At 70.8% G+C, this 21,432-nt stretch carries 22 protein-coding genes; 8 read left to right on the top strand and 14 right to left on the bottom strand.

The window, feature by feature from the left end; genetic code table 11:
- Positions 1-4: 4 nt before the first annotated feature.
- Positions 5-1,825 (bottom strand): ABC transporter ATP-binding protein/permease, encoded by a 1,821-nt coding sequence (locus tag F9288_RS03880; protein ID WP_174838838.1) that lies wholly within the window; start codon positions 1,823-1,825, stop codon positions 5-7.
- Between the two features lie 112 nt (positions 1,826-1,937).
- Complete coding sequence (gene ubiG / locus F9288_RS03875) at positions 1,938-2,693, bottom strand: bifunctional 2-polyprenyl-6-hydroxyphenol methylase/3-demethylubiquinol 3-O-methyltransferase UbiG (protein ID WP_174835387.1); 756 nt, start codon at positions 2,691-2,693, stop codon at positions 1,938-1,940.
- A gap of 59 nt (positions 2,694-2,752) precedes the next feature.
- On the opposite strand from ubiG, the gene F9288_RS03870 reads away from it, so the two are divergent.
- The gene (locus F9288_RS03870; protein WP_174835386.1) at positions 2,753-4,009 is read left to right on the top strand and encodes an aspartate kinase; all 1,257 of its coding nucleotides are present in this window, start codon (positions 2,753-2,755) and stop codon (positions 4,007-4,009) included.
- A 15-nt stretch (positions 4,010-4,024) separates the two neighbouring features.
- Here F9288_RS03870 and F9288_RS03865 read toward each other — a convergent pair whose 3' ends face one another.
- The 7 genes from F9288_RS03865 to F9288_RS03835 all read right to left on the bottom strand — a co-directional run bounded on the left by F9288_RS03865 (position 4,025) and on the right by F9288_RS03835 (position 10,414).
- Positions 4,025-4,735 carry a DUF2807 domain-containing protein gene (locus F9288_RS03865; RefSeq protein WP_174835385.1) on the bottom strand — a complete coding sequence of 237 codons (711 nt, stop codon included), beginning with the start codon at positions 4,733-4,735 and terminating at the stop codon, positions 4,025-4,027.
- 39 nt (positions 4,736-4,774) lie between these two features.
- On the bottom strand, positions 4,775-5,497 hold the full coding sequence (locus F9288_RS03860; protein ID WP_174835383.1) for a head GIN domain-containing protein: 723 nt from the start codon (positions 5,495-5,497) through the stop codon (positions 4,775-4,777).
- Positions 5,498-5,560: 63 nt separating this feature from the next.
- A complete protein-coding gene (locus F9288_RS03855; protein ID WP_174835382.1) occupies positions 5,561-6,304 on the bottom strand; it encodes a DUF2807 domain-containing protein in 744 nt (247 codons plus the stop codon).
- 150 nt (positions 6,305-6,454) lie between these two features.
- A complete protein-coding gene (locus F9288_RS03850; protein WP_174835380.1) occupies positions 6,455-6,988 on the bottom strand; it encodes a CarD family transcriptional regulator in 534 nt (177 codons plus the stop codon).
- A 232-nt stretch (positions 6,989-7,220) separates the two neighbouring features.
- A complete protein-coding gene (gene fdxA / locus F9288_RS03845; RefSeq protein WP_174835379.1) occupies positions 7,221-7,562 on the bottom strand; it encodes a ferredoxin FdxA in 342 nt (113 codons plus the stop codon).
- 58 nt (positions 7,563-7,620) lie between these two features.
- On the bottom strand, positions 7,621-7,923 hold the full coding sequence (locus F9288_RS03840; RefSeq protein ID WP_174835377.1) for an RNA-binding S4 domain-containing protein: 303 nt from the start codon (positions 7,921-7,923) through the stop codon (positions 7,621-7,623).
- Entirely contained in the window at positions 7,916-10,414 is a 2,499-nt protein-coding gene (locus F9288_RS03835) for a helicase-related protein (protein WP_174835376.1), read from the bottom strand. The genes F9288_RS03840 and F9288_RS03835 overlap by 8 nt, the downstream gene beginning before the upstream one ends.
- Before the next feature lie 195 nt (positions 10,415-10,609).
- On the opposite strand from F9288_RS03835, the gene F9288_RS03830 reads away from it, so the two are divergent.
- A complete protein-coding gene (locus tag F9288_RS03830; protein ID WP_174835374.1) occupies positions 10,610-12,076 on the top strand; it encodes a M23 family metallopeptidase in 1,467 nt (488 codons plus the stop codon).
- A gap of 42 nt (positions 12,077-12,118) precedes the next feature.
- Here the strand turns inward: F9288_RS03830 and F9288_RS03825 are convergent, their stop codons facing one another.
- From F9288_RS03825 to F9288_RS03805, 5 genes are all read right to left on the bottom strand, one after another.
- Entirely contained in the window at positions 12,119-13,783 is a 1,665-nt protein-coding gene (locus F9288_RS03825) for an ATP-binding protein (RefSeq protein WP_174835372.1), read from the bottom strand.
- Positions 13,784-13,863: 80 nt separating this feature from the next.
- A complete protein-coding gene (locus F9288_RS03820) occupies positions 13,864-14,631 on the bottom strand; it encodes a TIGR02186 family protein (protein WP_174835365.1) in 768 nt (255 codons plus the stop codon).
- Positions 14,628-15,542, bottom strand: coding sequence for a sulfite exporter TauE/SafE family protein (locus F9288_RS03815; RefSeq protein WP_174835363.1), 915 nt, complete (start codon positions 15,540-15,542; stop codon positions 14,628-14,630). The genes F9288_RS03820 and F9288_RS03815 overlap by 4 nt, the downstream gene beginning before the upstream one ends.
- 46 nt (positions 15,543-15,588) lie before the next feature.
- The gene (locus F9288_RS03810; RefSeq protein ID WP_254621067.1) at positions 15,589-16,596 is read right to left on the bottom strand and encodes a hypothetical protein; all 1,008 of its coding nucleotides are present in this window, start codon (positions 16,594-16,596) and stop codon (positions 15,589-15,591) included.
- Positions 16,593-17,960 (bottom strand): glycosyl transferase family protein, encoded by a 1,368-nt coding sequence (locus F9288_RS03805; protein ID WP_174835362.1) that lies wholly within the window; start codon positions 17,958-17,960, stop codon positions 16,593-16,595. Before F9288_RS03805 ends, F9288_RS03810 begins: the two co-directional genes overlap by 4 nt.
- Positions 17,961-18,075: 115 nt before the next feature.
- Here F9288_RS03805 and gluQRS point away from each other — a divergent pair, with 115 nt between their 5' ends.
- The 6 genes from gluQRS to F9288_RS03775 all read left to right on the top strand — a co-directional run bounded on the left by gluQRS (position 18,076) and on the right by F9288_RS03775 (position 21,403).
- A complete protein-coding gene (gene gluQRS / locus F9288_RS03800) occupies positions 18,076-18,918 on the top strand; it encodes a tRNA glutamyl-Q(34) synthetase GluQRS (protein WP_174835360.1) in 843 nt (280 codons plus the stop codon).
- Positions 18,919-18,928: 10 nt separating this feature from the next.
- Positions 18,929-19,165 (top strand): twin transmembrane helix small protein, encoded by a 237-nt coding sequence (locus F9288_RS03795; RefSeq protein WP_174835358.1) that lies wholly within the window; start codon positions 18,929-18,931, stop codon positions 19,163-19,165.
- A gap of 30 nt (positions 19,166-19,195) precedes the next feature.
- A complete protein-coding gene (locus F9288_RS03790; protein ID WP_174835344.1) occupies positions 19,196-19,753 on the top strand; it encodes a cob(I)yrinic acid a,c-diamide adenosyltransferase in 558 nt (185 codons plus the stop codon).
- A gap of 65 nt (positions 19,754-19,818) precedes the next feature.
- Complete coding sequence (locus tag F9288_RS03785; RefSeq protein ID WP_174835343.1) at positions 19,819-20,730, top strand: heme o synthase; 912 nt, start codon at positions 19,819-19,821, stop codon at positions 20,728-20,730.
- Positions 20,727-20,867 carry a hypothetical protein gene (locus F9288_RS03780; protein ID WP_174835341.1) on the top strand — a complete coding sequence of 47 codons (141 nt, stop codon included), beginning with the start codon at positions 20,727-20,729 and terminating at the stop codon, positions 20,865-20,867. Before F9288_RS03785 ends, F9288_RS03780 begins: the two co-directional genes overlap by 4 nt.
- Positions 20,864-21,403, top strand: a complete 540-nt coding sequence (locus F9288_RS03775) for a cytochrome c oxidase assembly protein (protein ID WP_174835340.1) — start codon at positions 20,864-20,866, stop codon at positions 21,401-21,403. Before F9288_RS03780 ends, F9288_RS03775 begins: the two co-directional genes overlap by 4 nt.
- Positions 21,404-21,432 lie beyond the last annotated feature (29 nt).

Raw genomic sequence — 21,432 nt, 5'->3', positions numbered from 1 at the left:
GGGATCACTCCGCCGCCAGCGCCTCCTCGCGCTCCCTGGCCTGTCGCGCCCACATCTCCGCGTAGAGGCCGCCGCGGGCCAATAGCTGCGCGTGGCTGCCCTGTTCCACGATCCGCCCGGCCTCCAGCACGACGATCTTGTCGGCATGGACCACGGTGGAGAGGCGGTGCGCGATCATGATCGTGGTGCGGCCGCGCTCGATCGCCTCCAGCGTCGCCATGATCTCCGCCTCGGTGCGGCTGTCGAGCGCGCTGGTCGCCTCGTCGAGGATCAGGATCGGCGGGTCCTTCAGCAGGGTCCGCGCGATCGCGACGCGCTGCTTCTCGCCGCCGGAGAGCTTCAGCCCGCGCTCGCCGACGCGCGTGCCATAGCCTTCGGGCTGGCGCTCGATGAAATCCGCGATCGCCGCGCCGCGCGCCGCCGCCTCGATCTCCTCCCGGCTCGCGTTCTCGCGGCCATAGGCGATGTTGTAGCCGATGGTGTCGTTGAACAGCACCGTATCCTGCGGGACGATGCCGATCGCGGCGCGCAGGGACGCCTGCGTCACCCCGGCGATGTCCTGCCCGTCGATCGTCAGGCGCCCGCCGGTGAGGTCGTAGAAACGGTAGAGCAGCCGCGCGAGCGTCGATTTGCCCGCGCCGGACGGGCCGACCACCGCCACCGTCGCGCCGGCCGGCACGTCGAGGTCGATGCCCTTCAGGATGTCGCGCCCCGGATCATAGCCGAAGCGCACGTCCTCGAAGCGCAGATGGCCGCGCGTCACCACCAGCGGCGGCGCGCCCGGCGCGTCGGTCACCTCGGCGGGCGTATCGACCAGATCGAACATCGCGCCCATGTCGATCACGCCCTGCCGGATCGTGCGATAGACCATGCCGAGCAGGTCGAGCGGCCGGAAAAGCTGCGACAGCAGGGTGGAGACGAGCACGACATTGCCCGCCGTGAACTTGCCCTGTCCCCAGCCGACCACCACCCACGCCATGCCGGCGGCGAGCATCAGGTTGGTGATCAGCGCCTGCCCGATGTTGAGCCAGGCGAGGCTGTTCTCCGATTTCACCGCCGCGCCGGCATAAGCGGTCATCGCCGCCTCGTAGCGGCGGCCCTCGCGCGCCTCGGCGTTGAAATATTTCACCGTCTCGAAATTGAGCAGCGAATCGACCGCATGGGCGACCGCGCCGGTATCGAGATCGTTCATCCGCGCGCGCAAGGCGGCGCGCCAGTCGGTCACCCAACGCGTGAACCAGATATAGACGACCACCATCGCCAGCGTCGCGGCCACCAGCGGCCAGCCGAACTTCGTCCAGAAGATGCCGATGACAAGGCTCAGCTCCAGCACCGTCGGCGCGATGTTGAACAGCATGAAATAGAGCATCGTGTCGATGCTCTTGGTGCCGCGCTCGACGACCTTGGTGACCGCCCCGGTGCGCCGCTCGAGGTGGAAGCGCAGCGAGAGCTGGTGGAGATGCCGGAACACCCGCACCGCCAGCCGCCGCGTCGCCTCCTGCCCGACGCTTTCGAACACCGCGTTGCGCAGATTGTCGAACAGCGTGGTGCCGAAGCGCGCGGCGGCATAGCCGATCGCCAGCAGCACGATCAGCGTGACCGGCGAGCGCGCGCCGGGGGCCATGCCGTCCACCACGCCCTGCAACGCGAAAGGCGCGCCATAGACCTGCACCAGCTTCGACAGCACGACCAGCACCAGCGCGGCGGCGACGCGCGCGCGCATCCCCGGCGAATCCGACGGCCACAGATAGGGGAGGAAGCGCCGCAGCGTCGGCCACATCGGGCGGTCGGCGGTCTTCGCGGCGGTGGGGTCGATCGGGGGCATCTGCCCCGTCATGTCAGAACCCGAGGGGCCGGCGTCAATGCCCTGGTCGATAAAGGGCGCTGACCGCTCCTTGCTCGTCACCCCGGCACCAGGCCGGGTGACGGATGGAATGTCAGGCCCCGACCGCCGTCACGAAATAATCCAGCACGGTCGAATCGCTCAACGCGAAGCCGCGCGTCGGGGAGAAGCTCAGCCCTCGCACATCGATCACGCGCATCCCGGCGCGCGCGAGCAAGTCGCCGAGTTCGTCGGGCGTCAGGAAGCGGTTCCAGTCGTGCGTGCCGCGCGGGATGTGGCCGGTGCCCTCCGCCAGCGTGATGAGCGCGAGTCGCGACAGCGGCGTGCGATTCGGCGTGGACATGACGAGCAGCCCGCCCGGCGCCACCGCCCGCGCCAGTCCGGCGACGAACGATCCGGGATCGGTGACATGCTCGATCACCTCCATCGAGGTGACGAGATCGAACGTCTCGCCGGCCACCGTCTCCACCCCGCCGACGCGATAGTCGATCGCCAGCGCGCCGGCATGATCGCGCGCGGCGGCGATATTCTCCGGCGCGGCGTCGATGGCGGTGACGCTCGCGCCGAGCCGCGCGAGCGGCTCCGCCAGCAGCCCCGCGCCGCAGCCCACGTCCAGCGCGCGCTTGCCGGCAAGCGGGGTGAAGCCCGCGCCGTCGCCGTTCCAATGCGCGTCGATCCGTTCGCGGATATAGGCGAGCCGGGGCGGGTTGAGCCGGTGCAGCATCGCCGAGGAGCCGTTCGGATTCCACCAGTCACCGGCCATCGCGCCGAAATGCGCCGCCTCGCGCGGATCGATCGATGAAGGCGCGCTTTCGGCGTCTGTCGCTTTTGTTACGGTTGCGTCGGGCATAAGCTCTACCTATCAGGGCCGCCGTTTCCCCCCAAGCGGAAGGTTGGACGGCAGCGACAATGGCGCGCATCGTGATGAAGTTCGGCGGCACCTCGATGGCCGGGATCGAGCGCATCAGGAGCGTCGCCGCGCGCGTCAAACGCGAGGTCGATGCCGGCAATCAGGTCGCCGTGGTCGTCTCCGCGATGGCGGGCGAGACGGACCGGCTGGTCGGCTTCTGCCGCGAGGCATCGCCGCTTTACGATCCGCGCGAATATGACGTGGTCGTCTCCGCCGGCGAGCAGGTGACGAGCGGGCTGCTCGCCATCGCGCTTCAGGCGCTGGGCGTGAAGGCGCGCTCGTGGCTCGGCTGGCAATTGCCGATCAATACCTCCGACGCCTTCGCCAAGGCGCGGATCGGCACGATCGACACCGAGGCGCTCGACGAGAGTCTCGCGGCGGGCGAGGTGGCGGTGATCCCCGGCTTCCAGGGCGTGCATGAGGGCCGCGTGACGACGCTCGGCCGTGGCGGGTCTGACACGTCGGCGGTGGCGGTGGCGGCGGCGATGAAGGCCGACCGCTGCGACATCTATACCGACGTGGACGGCGTCTATACCACCGATCCGCGCATCGTCCCGCGCGCGCGCAAGCTCGCGAAGGTGACCTATGAGGAGATGCTGGAGCTCGCCAGCGTCGGGGCCAAGGTGCTCCAGACGCGCTCGGTGGGGCTGGCGATGAAGGAAAAGGTCCGTGTGCAGGTGCTCTCGTCGTTCACCGGCGAGGACGCGCCGATGGCGGACGAACTGCCCGGAACGATGATCGTGGGCGAGGAGGAGATCGACGACGTGGAACGCCAGCTCATCACCGGCATCGCGCACGACAAGAACGAGGCGAAGATCACGCTGACCAGCGTGCCGGACAAGCCCGGCGCGGTGGCGAGCATCTTCGAGCCGCTGGCCGAGGCCAATATCAACGTCGACATGATCATCCAGAACATCGCGCATGGTTCCGGATCGACCGACGTCACCTTCACCGTGCCGGCCGCCGATCTGGCGCGCTCGATCGAGACGCTCAACCAGGGGCGCGAGAAGATCGGCTTCGCGGATCTGGTGCACGACACGCGCGTCGCGAAGATCTCGGTGGTCGGCGTGGGGATGCGCAGCCATGCCGGCGTCGCCTCGACGATGTTCACCACGCTCGGCGCGCGCGGGATCAACATCATGGCGATCACCACCAGCGAGATCAAAGTCTCGGTGCTGATCCATGAGGACGAGACGGAACTGGCGGTGCGCGTCCTCCACACCGCCTACGGGCTGGACGCGGACGAGGCGGCCTGACGATCGCGGGCGGCGCTATCTGGCGCCCGTCCCGCACGTTACCGGGCCGTCCGCGACGGCCTTCACCGTGCATTTGGCGGTCCCCAGCACCGTCACCTTGCCCAGCCCGGTCGTCGTCACCTGCGCGGTGTAGCGCGCGGTGGCGCGCGTCTCGCCGGTGCCGTCGACGCGCACCACGAGGTCGCCGGTGGAGAGCGCGGCGGCGTCGATCGTGCCGGCGCCGTTGCTCGCCAGCCGCGCGCGGTTGACGCGGCCGGCGAGCCGCATCGTGCCGGTGCCGATCAGTGACGCTTCAAGCTGGTCCGCCTGAATCCCGTCGACCGCCAGGGTGCCGGCGCCGTTGACGCCAAGGTCCAGCCGCTGCGCGGCGACCTTGCTCGCCGTCACCTCGGCCCCGGCGCTGAGCAGGATCGTGGTGAGCCGCGGGGTGGAAAGCGTGACGATCACCGGCTTGCCGCTCGCCGCCGCCCTGGGCGTCTCGCCCCAGCCGCCGGGGCCGAGGCGGACGGCGAGCGTCGTGCCCTCCACCCTGAGATCGAGCCGCGCCAGCATCTCCTCGCTGCCGCTGGCGCTTGCGCGCGGCGAGCCGCCCGCGACGACATGCACCTCGAACGGCCCGTCGACGCGGAGCCGCTCGTAGCTGCCGACGCTGTAGCTGCGCTCGGCGGCCTGGGCCGGTAGGGCGGCGATGCACGCCATCACGGCGAGTGGAAGCGAGAATCTCATGGCGCAAGCGTCGCGCGAAGCGCGCGCGGGCGCAAGCCGTCAGCCGCCGCAGCGCACCGTGCCGGAGCCGGCCTTGCTCGTCTCGCACTTCGCCTTCGGGCCGAGATCGACGTCGCCCGACCCCATGATCGATATCTTCGCCGGCCCGTCCACCAGCGCGCGAACGCTGCCCGATCCGGCGATGTCGATCTTCGCCGAGCTGGCGGTGACCTGTCGCGCATCGACGTCGCCCGATCCGGCGATCGACACGTCGAACTTCCGCGTCCTGCCGCCGCGCGCGACGATTTTGCCCGCCCCGGCGATCGAAAATTCGACGTCGCCGGCCGCGAGCGAGCCGATCGTCATGTCGCCGGAGCCGGCCAGCGAGCCTTCGAAATCGGCGCCGTCGATGCGATCGATCGCCATGTCGCCCGATCCGGCGAGCGAGCCGGCGGTGATGCGCGGCATCGTCACATAGACCTTCGCCTTGCCCGATCCCCAGTTGAAGCCGGATTTCCGGCCGATGCGCAGCGCGTCGCCGTGGCGCGCGATCACCAGCCGGTCGAGCACGGCGGAATCGCCCTCGGCGCGGACCGAGAAGGCCGATCCGACGCGCACGTCCACGTCATCCGCGCCGCGCAGGTCGATGGCGGTGAAGCCGCTCGCGGCATAACTGCGCGCCGGGCCGGTTCCGCTGGGCGGGATGGCGTTGCGCGCATCGTCGTCGCCCAGGCCGCCGCATGCGGCGAGTGGCAGGAGCAGGCCAAGGATCAGGATGCGCATCTCGGGATTCCTCCGATGTGTATTATCTCAATAATACACAATCGAAGCTATTGCAAGCCAAGCCTAATGTCCGCCGCACAATGCCTTGCCGCTGCCGACGCGGCTCACCGCGCAGCGCGCGCGCGGCCCCAGATCGGCATCGCCGCTGCCGGCGATCGAGACGCGCGCGTCGCCATCGACCCGCGCGCGGACGCCGCCCGATCCGGCGATCGAGATATCGGCCGCGCGGGCATGCAGCCGCTCGCCGGAGAACCGGCCGGAGCCGCCCAGGTTGACCGTCAACTGGCGGGCGTCGCCCGATGCGATGATCGATCCGCTTCCGCCGATCGATCCGCTCAACCGCTCGACCGCGACATTGCCCAGCGTGAGCGAGCCGGACCCGCCGATCGCGCCGTCGAACCGGTCGCCGGCAACGCGATCGACATCGATCCCGCCGCTGCTGGCGATGCTCGCGCTGCGGATGCGCGGCATCGTCACCACGAAGCGCACCGCGCGCAACGCGCGTTCGTCGCGCGCATGGCCGGGGTAGCGCTGCTCGATCTGGAGCGAATCGCCTTTGCGGGTGACGCGCACGTCGGCGAACGCCTGCGCCGGGCCGGTCGCGCGCACCGAGAAGGCCGGGCCGACACGCACATCGACCCGTGCCGGTAGCGCCAGCCCGATCGAGCTGAATCCGTCGACCGGATAGACCAGGGCGCCCCCGTCGCGGCGCGGCGCGATGCCCGGCCCGCGATCGCTGTCCCACGAGGCGGCCCCTGCGGTGGCGGCGATCGCCGCGAGGGGCAGGGCGAGAAGCACAGGGCGCATCGATACTCTCCTTGGTGTGTTGGGATGACAATACACCGAGATGATTACGCCTGTAAACGGGAAAATGGCGACGCGGCGGCGGGGTGACGGGCAAGGAAAAAGGGCGGCCCCGTCAGGGACCGCCCTCGTCCGGTCGCGGCGGCGGGCCGGTCAGGCCGGCGCCTTGTCCTTGTTGTAGATCGCGGCGGCCTTGCGCAGGATATCGAGGATCTTCTCCTGCGCGGCGCCCTCGTCGATCTGCTCCATCGCGGCCAGTTCGCGCGCGAGGCGGCTCGTCGCGCCCTCGAAGATCTGGCGCTCGGAATAGCTCTGCTCGGGCTGGTCGTCGGCGCGGAACAGGTCGCGGACCACCTCGGCGATCGACACGAGGTCGCCCGAGTTGATCTTCGCCTCATATTCCTGCGCGCGGCGCGACCACATGGTGCGCTTGATCTTGGGCTTGCCCTTCAGCGTCTCCATCGCCTCGCGCATCGTCTTGTCGGACGAGAGCTTGCGCATCCCGACCGATTCCGCCTTGTTGGTCGGCACGCGGAGCGTCATCTTCTCCTTCTCGAAGCGCAGCACGTAAAGCTCGAGCTGCATGCCGGCGATTTCCTGTTTCTGCAGTTCGATGACCCTGCCGACCCCGTGCTTGGGATACACGACATAATCACCGACATCGAAATGCAGAGCCTTGGCAGCCATTTAGGGGCCTTTCGTCAGGATATGATCCCGCCCGCCCGCGCCGCGGTGAAAGCCACGTCGAGGAACAGGGGGAGGATAAGGGTTGGACATCTCCGGCGGCCATGCGGTTCGAATCCGGCCGTCACGGACGTATATAGCACGCCTGTAATAAAATTGCCAGCATCACAATGGCAGTGATGCTGGCCTGTTCGATTCGGCGATGTCGCGGAAGGCCCCCGGCGGGGCGGCGGGATCAGTCGCCCGTGCCCGGCTCGGCGGAGAAATATTTGTCGTACTTGCCGGTCTCGCCCTTGTGCTCGTCGGCGTCGGCCGGCGTCTGGTCGCCCTTGCGGGTGACGTTGGGCCATTGCGCGGAGAAGGTGTTGTTCAGCTCCAGCCACTTCTCCAGCCCGCTCTCGGTATCGGGCAGGATCGCCTCGGCCGGGCATTCCGGCTCGCACACGCCGCAGTCGATGCACTCGCTGGGGTTGATGACGAGCATGTTCTCGCCCTCATAGAAACAGTCGACCGGGCACACCTCGACGCAATCCATATACTTGCAGCGGATGCAGGCGTCGGTGACGACGTAGGTCATTGCCGGTTTACTCCCCTCGGACGGACAAATCCGCTGCTATGCCGCGCGACCGGCATCGTCAATCGTTCCCGGCTTGCTGCGAGTGGTTATCAGTGATGAGGTCGAGATAGCAGGCGCGCCCCTCCGCCGGCGGCCCGCGCCGCGCCGGCAGCGCCTCGATCCTGAGCGCGCGGACGCGCCCGCCCTGCGCGAAGGTCAGCACGTTGCCGACGCGGACCGGCGCGGCGGCGCGCTCCACCGCGCGGCCGTCGATGCGCAGGTGCCCGTCGCTCGCCAGCGCCTGCGCCGCGCCGCGCGTCCTGACGATGCGCGCGAGCCACAGGAAGCGGTCCAGCCGCATCGCCCCGAGCGCGTCAGCCATGGCGCAATGTCGCCAGCGCGGCGAAGGCGTTGCCCGGCGCGGCGCGGCGCGGTTGCGGGCGGCCGTGCCAGCGCCAGCCCGCCGCGCCCTCCGCATCCTGCGCGGGGCGGAAGCCGAGCTCCGCCATCAGTCGGGCGATCGTCGTCGGCTGCAACCCGATCGACGTGGCGAGCGCGGGATCGGGGGCGAAGGGCTTGCGGCCGTCGCGCGCCTCATGCGCCGCGCGCGCGATCCGCTCGACCAGATCGACGCGCACCGCCTGCGTCGCCAGCGCGCGGAAGCCCATCGCGGGAATCGCGCCCGGCGTGCCGCGCGGGACGGCGGTCGCGCCAGCGGGGGGTGGCGGCACCGCCTCGCCGCGCGCCGCGAGCAAGGCGATCCGCCACGGTTGCGCGCGCGGCTTGAGCAGGCGCGGATCGAACAGGTCGAGCGCGCCGATCGTCACGCCCGCCTTGCGCAGCCGCTGGCGGTCGGCGGGAGTGAGCGCGTCGATCGCGGCGCGCAGCGGCAGCCGTTCGGTGAAGCCGCCGCCGACCTCGAGCGCCCCGGCGATGCTGCGCAGCGCGGCCGTCGCCTGCTCGTCGCGCGCCAGCTCCGCGAGCCGGGCGAGCGTCGGCACCGCCCGCGCCAGCGCGTCGCCGGTCCAGCGCCGCACCCGCACCAGCACCTCGCGGCGCAGCGTGAGGTCGAGGCAATCGAGCGCGGGATCGAGCGCCGTCTCGGGCCGCGCGAGCGACCGCCCCGCCGCCAGCAGCGCGACGACATGCCCCTGCCAGCGGATCGCGCCCTCGCGCATCGACAAATCGTCGTCCGGCGCGTCGATCAGCGCGCGGGCGCGGCGCGCGCGTTCGGCCGCCAGCCGTTTCTCGGCGGTGGCGAGCAGCAGCCGCTTGTCCGCCGCGCGCGCGTCCGCCGCGACGAGGAAGCGGAAGCCTTCCAGCCGGCCGATCGGATGGGCGTCGATCGTCACCTCGCCATCCTCACCGATCGTCACCGGCAGCGCCGCCGCGCCGCCGCCGATCTGGCGGACCAGCGCGCTGGTGCGCTTGTCGACGAACCGCTGCGTCAGCCCGGTGTGGAGCGCGTCGGAAAGCCGTTCCTCCACCGCCTGCGCGCGCGCCGCCCAATGCGCGGGATCGGCGAGCCAGTCGCCGCGTTGCGCGATATAGGCCCAGGTGCGGATCGCCGCGAGCCGCCCGGCCAGCGTCTCGACATCGCCGTCGGGCCGGTCGAGCCGCGCCACCTCGTCGGCGAACCATTGGTGGGGGATATAGCCCTCCGCAAGATAGCCGAAGATGCGCGCGACGAAGCGCGCGTGGACGTCTGGCCCAAGCTTCTGGAAATCGGGGATGCCGCAGGCCGCCCACAGCCGCGCGACCTGCCCCGTCGCGCGCGCGGCGATCGCGGGATCGTCGGCGAGGCGGCGCAGCACCGCGAGGTCGATCGCCTCCGGTGCGGCGCGCAACATCGGATCGTCGGGCGGTGCGGAGAGCGACGCGATCAGCGCGTCGAGGCCCGACAGGTCCGGCCGCCCCTCGCGCCAGTAGAGCCAGTCGAGCGGCGGGAAGCGATGCTCCTCGATCGCCAGCACCTCCTCGGGCAGGAACGCCTCCGGTCCTTCCTCGACCAGCGCGCCGAACGTGCCGTCGCGCTGATGCCGCCCGGCGCGGCCGGCGATCTGCGCCATCTCCGCGATCGTCAGCCGCCGGCGCCGGCGGCCATCGAACTTGTGGAGGCCGGCGAAGGCGACATGCGCCACGTCCATGTTGAGGCCCATGCCGATCGCGTCGGTCGCGACGAGATAATCGACCTCGCCCGCCTGGAACATCGCCACCTGCGCGTTGCGGGTGCGCGGGGAGAGCGAACCCATCACCACCGCCGCCCCGCCGCGCAGCCGGCGCAGCATCTCCGCCACGGCATAGACCTCCTCGGCGGAGAAGGCGACGATCGCGGAGCGGCGCGGCAGGCGGCTGATCTTCCTCGCGCCCGCGTAGCTCAGCGTCGAGAAGCGCGGTCGCGCGACGATCTCCGCGCCGGGGACGAGGTGGCGCAGCACCGGGCGCAGCGTGTCGGCGCCGAGGATCATCGTCTCCTCGCGCCCGCGCGCATGGAGCAGCCGGTCGGTGAAGACATGCCCGCGCTCCGGGTCCGCGCCGAGCTGCGCCTCGTCGAGCGCGACGAACGCCACGTCGCGAAGGATTTCGTTGGCGCTCCCGGCCTGCCGGCTTTCGCGCAGCGGCATGCTCTCGGCGGTGCAGAGGAACCAGCGTGCATCCTTCGGCACGATGCGTTCCTCGCCGGTGATCAGCGCGACGCGCTCCGGCCCCTTCATCGCCACCACCCGGTCATAGACCTCGCGCGCCAGCAGCCGCAGCGGGAAGCCGATCATGCCGCTGGAATGCGCCGCCATCCGCTCGACGGCGAGATGGGTCTTGCCGGTATTGGTGGGGCCGAGCACCGCGGTGACGCGGGCATTGTCTGGAACGCGCATGACGGACGTTACATCGGCGGCGCCGCGCGAGGATGCAACCTTTCGGCCGCTTCGCCGCAGGGCGCGAACGCCCCGCCGCATGGGAAGCCACGGGTTCCGCCGGTTAATTTGACTTTAGAACATTGGGCTTACATCCCGGCGACTGGACGCGCCGGGGGGTCGGCGACGAGTGGATTTCGGGGGACGCCTCCTCGCATGTTTTTGCGCGAACAGCCTGGACTGGAGCTTGCCGGCGGCGCCGGTGCCGGCTCGTTCGGGCGCGCGCTCGTCCCGGTAAGATCGCTTTCGCGCTACGAGCAGCTGCGCATCGCGGCGGCGCGGATCGACTGGGTGCCCGATCTCGGCGCCGAGATCGGCTCGCTGACCTGGTGGCGCGGGCTCGCCACCTGCGCCCTGCTGTGCGGCGCCGCGATCCTCACCGCGCCCGGCGTGCGCCCGGTGCCCGGCTTCGTCGCCGCCCCGCTCACCGGCGCGGCTTGGGAGGAGGCGCGGCCGCTGGCGATCGCGCCGCTCGCGCTGGGCGGCGGCACCGGGCGGCGGATGGCGGCGACCGACCTCGTGCGCCCGCTCGCCGAGACGCCGGAGCGCCCGATCATCGAGCTGACCGCGACGTTGGGCGATGGCGACCGGCTGGTTTCCGCGCTGCAACGCGCCGGGGTCGGCCGCCCAGACGCGACGGAGGCGGCCTCGCTGGTCGCGCGGGCGGTGGCGCTGGACGACATCCCCTCCGGCACGATGCTCGACCTCACGCTCGGCCGCCGCGCCGACAAGCGTGTGGCGCGGCCGCTGGAGCGGCTGGCGTTCCGCGCGAAATTCGATCTCAACCTCGCGATCAACCGCGCCGGCGACGGGCTGACGCTCGAACGCCACCCGATCGCGATCGACCACACGCCGCTGCGCGTCACCGGGCGCGTCGGCTCCAGCCTCTATCGCTCGGCGCGCGCGGCCGGCGTGCCGGCGCGGCTGGTGGAGGCCTATATCAAGGCGCTCGCCTCGCGCGTGTCGATCGGGCGCGACGTGCGCGCCGACGACCGTTTCGACATCATCGCCGAGCAGCAGCGCGCCGCCACCGGCGAGGTGCAGGTCGGCCAGCTCCAGTTCGCCGGGCTGGATCAAGGTCATCGCAAGATCCAGCTCGTCCGCTGGGGCGACAATGCGCAATGGTGGGATGCCAGGGGGCAGAGCGAGCGGCGCGGCGCGATGGGCATGCCGGTCGCCGGGCACGTCACCTCCACCTATGGCAACCGGATGCACCCGCTGCTCGGCTTCATGCGGATGCACCGGGGAATGGACATCGGCGCCCCCTATGGCTCGCCGATCCACGCCGCGAGCGACGGTGTCGTCGCGCAGGCCGGACGCGCCGGGGGCTACGGCAATTTCGTCAAGCTCGCGCATCCCGGCGGCGTCGCCACCGGCTATGGCCATATGAGCCGTATCGCGGTGCGCGCCGGCCAGCACGTCTCGCGCGGGCAGGTGATCGGCTATGTCGGCTCGACCGGCCTGTCGACCGGCCCGCACCTGCATTGGGAGGTGTGGAAGAACGGCGTGTCGGTCAATCCGCGCAGCATCTCGCTGTCCAGCGTCGCGGTGCTCTCGGGCAAGGCGCTGCGCGAGTTCAAGGCCAAGGTGGCGAACCTGCTGGCGACCGCGCCCGCGCGCTGAGATCGCCAGGCCCCTTCCCGGAAGGAAGGGGCCGGCGGAAGCTCACTTTCCCTGCACGCGCCACTTCTGGATGGTGCGCTCGATGATCTCCTCCTCGTGGCCCACCTCGGTCCACAGCTCGGAGAACAGCGGGTCGGCGGAGGCCGGGCGGCGCTCCTCCTCCAGCGTGTCGAAGGCGACGCGGATCGGGATCGCCACGCCCTCGCCGCAGATCACGCACTCGCGGTTGCGCAGCGCCGGGATCGAATCGAGGAAGCCGCGCGCACCCTCCGGCATCGCGGCGCGGACGAACGCCTGGTCGCGATCGTTGTTGAGGCGCATCGCGATGATCGTTCCGCATTGCGAGAGCACGCCCTCCGCCAGATCGGACGGCCGCTGCGTGATGAGGCCCAGCGCGACGCCGTATTTGCGGCCTTCCTTGGCGATGCGGCCGAGGATGCGCGAAACGGCGCTCGGCGCATCCTGATCCGACGGGATGTAGCGGTGCGCCTCCTCGCAGACGAGCAGGATCGGGCGCTGCGGCTCGTTGCGCGACCAGATCGCGAAATCGAACACCATGCGGCTCAGCATCGCCACCACCACCGAGGTGATCTCGCTCGGCACGCCGGACACGTCGATGATCGAGATCGGCTTGCCGTCCCCCGGCAGGCGGAACACGCGGGCGATGAAGCTCGCCATCGTGTCGCTCACCAGCATCCCCGAGAACATGAAGCCGTAGCGCGGATCGGCCTTGATCTCCTCGATCTTGGACTTGATGCGCAGATAGGGCGCGGTGCTGGACGCCTTGTCCATCTTGCCCATCTCGGCTTGGAGCTGCGCGCTGAGGTCGCTCAGCAGATACGGCACCGGCGCGTCGACGGTGAGCTTGGGGATGCCCTGGCCGACGCGGCTCTTGGCGCGCGCGGCGAGCAGGCATTTCGCGAGGATGTCCGCATCCACCTGCCGCTCGGCGCCCTCGGAGGTGAGGAACACCTCGCAATGCTCCTCGAAGTTCATCAGCCAGTACGGCATCTGGAGGTTCGACACGTCGTAGAGCGCGCCGTTGCCGCGGAAGGCGGCGGAATATTCGCCGTGCGGGTCGATCATCACGATATGGCCCTGCGGCGCGCGCTCGCAGATGCGGTGCAGGATCAGCGCGGCGGAGGTCGATTTGCCGGTGCCGGTGGAGCCGAGCAGCGCGAAATGCTTGCCCAGCATCGCATCGACGAACAGCGCCCCCCGGATGTCGCGCGTGGGATAGACCGCGCCCACCTCGATATGCGCGCGATCGTCGGCGGCATAGACCTGGCGCAGGTCGATCCGCGTGACCGGGAACACCTCCGCGCCCGGCGACGGATAGCGCGTCACGCCGCGCCGGAAATGATAGAGCTTGCGGGTCAGCTTCTCCTCGCCGCCTTCGCCGAGGAAATCGATCTCCGCGATGATGCGGCCGGCGTCGAGCTTCTCCAGCTTGAGCGAGCGCACGTTGGCGATCAGCCAGTTGGAGCCGACCGGCACCTTGATCTGGCTGCCGACCTGCCCGGCGACGGCCACCAGCGGATCGGGATGGTCGGTCAGCGCCGCCAGCGCCGCCATCTCGAACATCACCTTGCCGGAGGAGCCGCCGATCTCCAGCACCACGCCGATCGGATCGGGCAGGCCGGAGGCGTCGCGCGCCGCTTCGGGGCTGGTGTGCAGAAAGGCGCCCGGCGCCGGCATCTCGGTCATGCGTCAAGTCCCACGGTATCGACAGAACCGGGGCGTTATCGCCGGATTTGGTAAATTAAGGGTGAGGCGGGGAAGGGTGCCTACACCTTCCGCGCGATCGCGCCGGCGCCCCAGCCGAGCAGCACCGACAGCGCCACCGCCGTCAGCCCGTAGAGGAAGGACGAACGCTCGGCGGCGCGCGCGACGAAGCGTTCGAAGCCCGATTTGCGCACGTCGATGTCGCGCACCGCCGCGCCGAGCACCTTGCCGTCGCGGATCAGGAAGGTCTCCGCTGTGAAGCGCCCGACCGGCACGCGCGCCGGGATGTTGACCCGCGCGCGATAGAGCACGCCGTCGGTGATCTCCACGGCGCGCGGCGCTTCATAATAAAGGCCGCCGCGCGCCCGCAGGTCGACCAGCCCGCGCGTGAAGCGGTCCTGCACGTCGGACGGGGCGGAGGAGGTGGGCGAGAGCTGCAAGCTATCCAGCCCCAGCTCGTAGATCGCGCGCGTCCGGTCGTCGACCAGGTCGCGGATCGGCCGCGACGAGGCGATGGCGTAGAAGCTCGGCGCGGAGCTGTAGCGCAGCCGGTCGGCGTTCACCCAGATGCCGGCGACCTTCTCCTTCTCGCGGATCGTGATCGACTGCGCCGGCCCCTTCACCACCACCACCACGTCGATCGGGTGGCGCGCGTCGGCGCGCGGCTCGCCGGGCGGGAGCAGGATCGCGCCGAACAGGAGGAGTTCGGCGCCCGTGAAGCTGTACGCGATCTCGATCTCGCGCTGCGACACGTCTGGCACCAGCACCGGCTTCGCCTCCGCCAGCAGCAGTGGCGCGGCGAGCGCGAGGGCGGCGGCCCGGCGCCTCACGACAATTCCACGGTGTAGATCTCGTCCGGCTGCCAGCCCAGCCCCACGCCGATGCGGATCGCCACCAGCAGCACCATGATCGCCAGCGCGAAGCGGAGATATTCGGGCTTGGCCCGCTCCGCGAAGCGCGCGCCGATCTGCGCCCCGGCGACCGAGCCGAGCAGCAGCAACCCGGCGAGCACGATGTCCACCGCCTTGGTGGTGGTGGCGTGGACCATGGTGGCGACGGCGGTCACGAACAGGATCTGGAACAGCGAGGTGCCGACCACCACCTGCGTCGCCATGCCGAGCAGGTAGATCATCGCCGGCACCAGCACGAAGCCGCCGCCGATGCCGAGCAGGATCGTCAATATCCCCGTCGCCACGCCCAGCAGCAGCGGGGCGAGCGGCGAGATATAGAGGCCGGAGCGATAGAAGCGCATGCGGAACGGCAGGCTGGCGACGAGCGGATGATGCCGCCGCCGCTTCGGCCGCGCGACCGCCCGGCCGTGGACGACGAGGATCGCCTCGATCGATTCCTTCAGCATCAGCCCGCCGATCGCGCCGAGCAGCACGACATAGGTGATCGCGATCGTCGTATCGATCTGGCCCACCGATTGCAGCAGCCGGAACAGCCACGCGCCGAGCAGCGAGCCGATGATCCCGCCCGCGACCAGCACGCCGCCCATCTTCACGTCCACCCCGTCGCGGCGGAAATAGGCGAACACGCCGGAAACGCTCGCCCCGGTCACCTGGCTGGCGGCGCTGGCGGCGGCGACGGTGGGCGGGATGCCATAGACGATCAGCAGCGGCGTGGTGAGGAACCCGCCGCCGACCCCGAACATGCCGGAGAGCAGCCCCACCCCCGCGCCGAGCGCGATGATGACGAGCGCGTTCACCGACAGGTTGGCGATCGGCAGGTAAAGGTCCATGCGCCAGCGGTAAGCGTTTCGCTTGGCGGGCGGAAGATGCGGGGCGCTAGAAATCCGCGCCGATCGACAGCGCCGGCCCCGATCCCGGCCGGGCGTCCCCCGCGACGCGCTGCCGCCATTCCAGTGAGATGCGCAGCGGCATCGCCGCCGGCACCGCGACGCTCGCCGCCGGGCCGATGTCGAGCCGCGCCGCCCCGCGCTGCGCCCCGCCCCATGCGCCGAGGCCGAGCTCGACCCGCGTCGCGCCGATCGCCGCGACCGGGCGCGTCACCCGCGCCGCGCCATCGACGAAGCCCTCGCCGCCGCCCCGCGCGATCGCGCCGGCCTGCCCATAGGCGTCGAGCGAGAAGCCCGCCGCCACCGGCGTCGGCGGCAGGCCGGCGATCACCCCCGCGCTCGGCCCGCCGCGCGTGCCCGCGATGGCGACGCGCTGCTCCGCGAAGAGGTGGACCGGCAGCGCGGTCGGCTGCCAGTCGACGCCGAGCGCGGCCTCGCGCTGCCGCGTCGCGAGCGCGCTGGAGAAGCGCGCGGCGATCGCGATGCGCCGCGAATCGCCCAGCGCATAGGTCAGCCGCGCGCCGGCCTGGCTGCCGCCGAGCTGCGGCGAGAAAGGCGTTGCCGGCCCGGTCCCGCGCGCGATCAGCCAGCCGCTGCCGGCCAGCCGGGGGCGGGCACTCGCGGGCCGGCTCGATGGCGGCAATGGCGCGCCGATCATCTCGCCGGGCGTGATGGCGCCCGGCCATGTGACCGGCTCAGCGGCCGCCGCGATTCGCGCCGGCGCGGCGAGCGCGACCGCCGGTTCGATCTCCGCGTCCGGAACCGGGGACGGCCCGGAGGCGATTGGCGCGGGATGCCGGAAGGTGGCGCGGAAGATCGTCGGCGCCGCCCTGCCCGTGGGCGCCGGCTGGACCGGAACAGCGGCGAACGCGCGCGGCGCGATCGCCATCACCGCCGCTTCCGGTCCGTGCGCCGGCCACAGGATCGCGATCCGCGCGCCGATCCATCCGCCGACGATCACCATCACGAAGCGCAGCGGACGGCTCTGGCCGATCAAGGCATGACCTCGGGAAAGGCGTGGGCGGTCTTGTCCCATTGCGGCGCGCGCCCGGCGAGCAGCCCCATGTAGCGCACCGCCGCGCGCCGCGCCGCCAGCAGGGCGATGAAATTGCCCACCACCATGCGCGGCGGCGCCCAGCATGCCTCGCGCCAGCCATAGCTGCGCGCGGTGAAGGCGGTCCGCCACAGCGCCCGCCACAGCAGCAGCGCGAGGTTGGCGGCGAGGATCGCCTGCAACAGCGCCACCGGCCCCGGCGTCGTCCCGCCGAACAGCGCATGGCCCGCCACCGAAAGCCCCCAGCCGACCAGCGCGGCATAGCCGGCGGCGAGCACGATCACCGCCAGCGTCGCGCGCCGGTCGCGCAGCCGCATCCAATGATCGCCGAGGTCGAGCGCGCGGCCCCAGCCGAGCCGGTCCCAGCCGGCGAGCGCGATGCCGGTCATCCAGCGCGCCTTCTGGCGCACCGCCGCGTTGATCGTCGCGGGGAAATATTCGCGCACGGCGATCACCTCGCCGCCCGGCCGCTCCCGCATCCGCGCGAAATGCGCGGCGTGGCCGGCGGCGGCGAGGCGCAGGCCCAGCTCGTAATCCTCGGTGACGCTCTGCGCGTCGAACGGCGCGCCGTGCCCGGCCTCGATCGCGGCGAGCGCCTCGACGCGGATCGCGCAGCCGACCCCGGCGAACGGCAGCCCCGCCTTCAGCGCGGTGCGCACCACCAGCTCTTTCCCATGTGCTTCCGCGAACTCGCCGCTGTAATGGCCGGCGACCAGCGGCGATTCGCGGCGCGGCAGCGGCAGCACCGGGATCTGCACCGCCGCATGGGCATCGAGCAGCGCTTCGAACAGCCGCAGCTCGGCCGGATGCACCACGTCCTCCGCGTCATGCAGCACGATCGCGTCGGCCGGCTCGCCGGCGCGGGCGAGCGCGTTCCACAGGTTGTTGAGGCAATCGGCCTTGGTCGTCGGGCCGGCGCGCGCGCCGATCACCAGCACCACCCGCGCGTCCCCGGCGGCGACATCGGCCACCGCGTCGATAGTCGCGCGATCGTTGGGATAGCAGCCGACGAAAAGGCGGAACGCGGGATGATCGAGCCGCGCCAGCGTGGTGCGCAGCATCGCGCCGATCACCGCGCTCTCATCCCACGCCGGCACGAAGATCGCGAAGCGGCGCGGCGTGGCGGGCGCGGGCAGCGCGTCCAGCGTCGCGGTGCCCGCGCCGCGACGCCACGCGCGCTGCGCGAGCCACACCACGTCGACCAGCAGGTCGTCGATCCCGCCGATCAGGAATCCCGCCGCCGCGAACAGCGTCATCTCGCGCGTCGCCGCGTCGATCCATTCGAGCAATATTGTCGTTGACCCCAATGCCGCTCCCCCGATTCGGCGCGCGCATTCTGGCACGCCGCGAGAGTTAAACAATTGTTAACTGTGCGTTACGGTCCCCGAATGGGCCATTGCCGCCGCGCAGCGCGCACGCCACATGGCGGCGGTGACCGTCACGCGCTTCGCTCCCTCGCCGACCGGGCGGCTGCATCCCGGCCATGCCTGGTCCGCGATCCTCGCCCATGATTTCGCGCGGGCGCGGGGCGGCCGCTTCCTGCTGCGCATCGAGGACATCGACGGCACGCGCAGCCGCCCGGAGCATGTCGCGACGCTTGTCGAGGACCTGCGCTGGCTCGGGCTGGAATGGGATGGGGAGATCGTCTTCCAATCGCGGCGCCTGCATCTTTATGCCGGGGCGCTGGAGCGGCTGCGCGCGATGGGCCTGCTCTACCCCTGTTTCTGCACCCGCGCCGAGATCGCCGCCGCCAGCCTCTCCGCGCCGCACGGGCCGGAGCCGGTCTATCCCGGCACCTGCCGCGGCGTGGACGCCGCCGCGCGGATGGACGAGCTGCATTGCTGGCGGATCGACATGGCGAAGGCGGCGGCGCTCGCCGGGCCGCTCGCATGGCGCGATCACGGCGGAGCGATCGCCGCCGATCCGCTTGCGGCGGGCGATGTGGTGCTGGCGCGCAAGGACGCGCCGGCCAGCTATCACCTCGCGGTGACGGTGGACGATGCCGCGCAAGGCGTCACCGACGTGGTGCGCGGGCGCGACCTGTTCGCGGCGACGCATATCCACCGGCTGTTGCAGGCGCTGCTCGGGCTGCCGGTGCCGGATTATCATCACCACGACCTGCTGCTCGGGCCGGACGGCGAGCGGCTCGCCAAGCGCCACGGCAGCCCGACGCTCGCGGCGCTACGCGAGGCCGGCGAGGACGGGCCTGCGCTCGCGGACATGCTGCGCGCCGGCCGGCTTCCCATTGCCGGCGCCAGGGGGTAGGGGAGGCGCCATGAAGATCTTCCTCGTCATCCTGCTGGTGGCAGCGATGATCGCCACGGTGGTCGCGCTGGTGCGCGGCATCGTCACCTTCCTCCAGGGCGCGAGCGCCGAGGTGCGCGGCGAGCGCACCAGCGGCCCGACCGAGAGCCAACTCAAGTCGAACCGCATGATGCAGCAGCGCATCCTCTATCAGGCGCTGGCGATCCTGATCTGCGTCGTGCTGCTGTTCGCGATGGGGCGGACGTGATCTGAAACCCGGCGCCGCGAGAATCAACCGATGGTGAAGCTCAACAGGATCTACACCCGCACCGGCGACGCGGGGACGACCGGGCTGGTCGACGGCAGCCGCGTGTCCAAGGCCGACGCGCGGATGCAGGCGATCGGCGACGTGGACGAGGCCAATTCGGCGATCGGCCTCGCGATCGCCGGGCTGGACGACGCCGATTTCCGCGCGGCGTTGTCCCGTATCCAGAACGACCTGTTCGATCTCGGCGCGGACCTCGCGACGCCGGGCGAGGACTTCACGCCGACCGAGATGACGCTGCGCATCGTCCCGGCGCAGGTCGCGCGGCTGGAGGCGGAGATCGACGCGATGAACGCGGGCGTGCCGCCGCTGCGCAGCTTCATCCTGCCGGGTGGCGCGGCGGCGGCGCTGCACCTCGCGCGCGCGGTGTCGCGTCGCGCGGAGCGGTCGGCGGTGGCGATCGGCGGCGGGGTCAACCCGCAGGCGCTGATCTACCTCAACCGCCTGTCGGACTTCCTGTTCGTCGCCTGCCGCAAGGTGAACCTGGACGCGGGCGGCGACGTGCTCTGGGTGCCCGGCGGGGCGCGATAGCCGACTCGTTCACGCGACCCTTCCCCCGCGCCGCGCGACGGGCTATGGCGCGTCGCGGACCTGCCATGAGCACCACCTCACCCCTTCTGCCGCCGGCACACTGGCGGGATTTCCTGGCGCTGACCAAGCCGCGGGTGATGACGCTCGTCGTCTATACCGGGCTGTGCGGGCTGCTCGCCGCGCCGCCGGTCGACGGGCACCGCATCGATCCGGTGCTCGGCTTCACCGCGATCCTGTGCATCGCGCTCGGCGCGGGGGCGGCGGGGGCGCTCAACCAATGGTATGAGGCGGATATCGACGCGGTGATGCGCCGCACCGCCGCGCGGCCCCTGCCCGCCGGGCGGATGGAGCGGCAGGCGGCGCTGCATTTCGGCGTCGGGCTGGGCGCCTTCTCGGTGATCCTGATGGGGCTGGCGCTCAATGTGCTGGCGGCGGCGATCCTCGCCGTCTCGATCCTGTTCTACGTGCTGGTCTATACGGTGTGGCTGAAGCCACGCACGCCGCAGAACATCGTGATCGGCGGCGCGGCCGGCGCCTTCCCGCCGCTGATCGGCTGGGCCGCCGCGACCGGGCAGGTGACGTTGCTGCCGGTGCTGCTGTTCACGCTCGTCTTCCTGTGGACGCCGCCGCATTTCTGGGCGCTCGCGCTGTTCGTGAAGACCGATTACGCCAATGCCGGCATCCCGATGCTGCCGGTGGTGGCGGGCGAGCGCGCGACGCGGCGCCAGATCGGGCTGTACACGATCCCGATGGCGATCGCGGCGGTGCTGCCGTGGCCGCTGGGGCTGTCCGGGCCGGTCTATGGCGTGGTTTCGGTGGTGATGACGGCGTGGTTCGGCTGGCTTGCCTTCCGCGTCGCGCGCCGCACGACGCGGACCGACGACGCGATGAAGCCCGAGAAGGCGCTGTTCAAATTCTCGATCCTCTACCTGTTCGTCGTGTTCGGCGCGCTGGTGATCGACCGGTGGGTGGCATGAAGCACGACGAGGAAGACCTGATCCGCGCGCGGCAGAAGGGCCGCGCGATCGTGATGGCGCTGCTGCTGGGGGCGTTCGTGGTGCTGGTGTTCGCCATCACCATCGTCAAGATCAAGGCGGGGATCGTGGCGAGATGAGGATCGCGCGCACCACCCGGACCGCCCTGTTCGCGGTGCTCGGCATCTGCTTCATGACCGGCCTCGCCTTCGCCAGCGTGCCGCTCTACCGCCTGTTCTGCGCGGCGACCGGCCTGAACGGCACCACCCAGCGCGGGCTGGTCGCGCCGGGCAGCGTGAATCACAGGATCCGCATCGATTTCGACGCCAACACCAGCCCGCGCATGCCGTGGCGCTTCGTGCCCGAGCAGGGCAGCGAGACGGTGGAGGTGGGCGCGCGCGACATGGCCTTCTTCACCGCCACCAATCGCGCCGCCGTGCCGGTCACCGGCACCGCGACCTATAACGTAACCCCTTATCAGGCCGGCAAATATTTCACCAAGATCCAGTGCTTCTGCTTCACCCAGCAGACGCTGAAGCCGGGCGAGACGGCGCGGATGCCGGTGATCTTCTTCGTCGATCCGAAGATCCTCGACGATCCCGATACGAAGGATGTCGAGACGATCACGCTGAGCTACACATTTTACCCGGTGGATTCCGGCAAGCCCGCGAGCTAGAGAACCAGCGACTTAGGAACAGGGAACGC

Origin of the sequence: Sphingomonas sp. CL5.1, from assembly GCF_013344685.1 — a bacterium.
Taxonomy (GTDB): Bacteria; Pseudomonadota; Alphaproteobacteria; order Sphingomonadales; family Sphingomonadaceae; genus Sphingomonas.
This window is presented reverse-complemented; position numbering and strand designations above follow the sequence as displayed.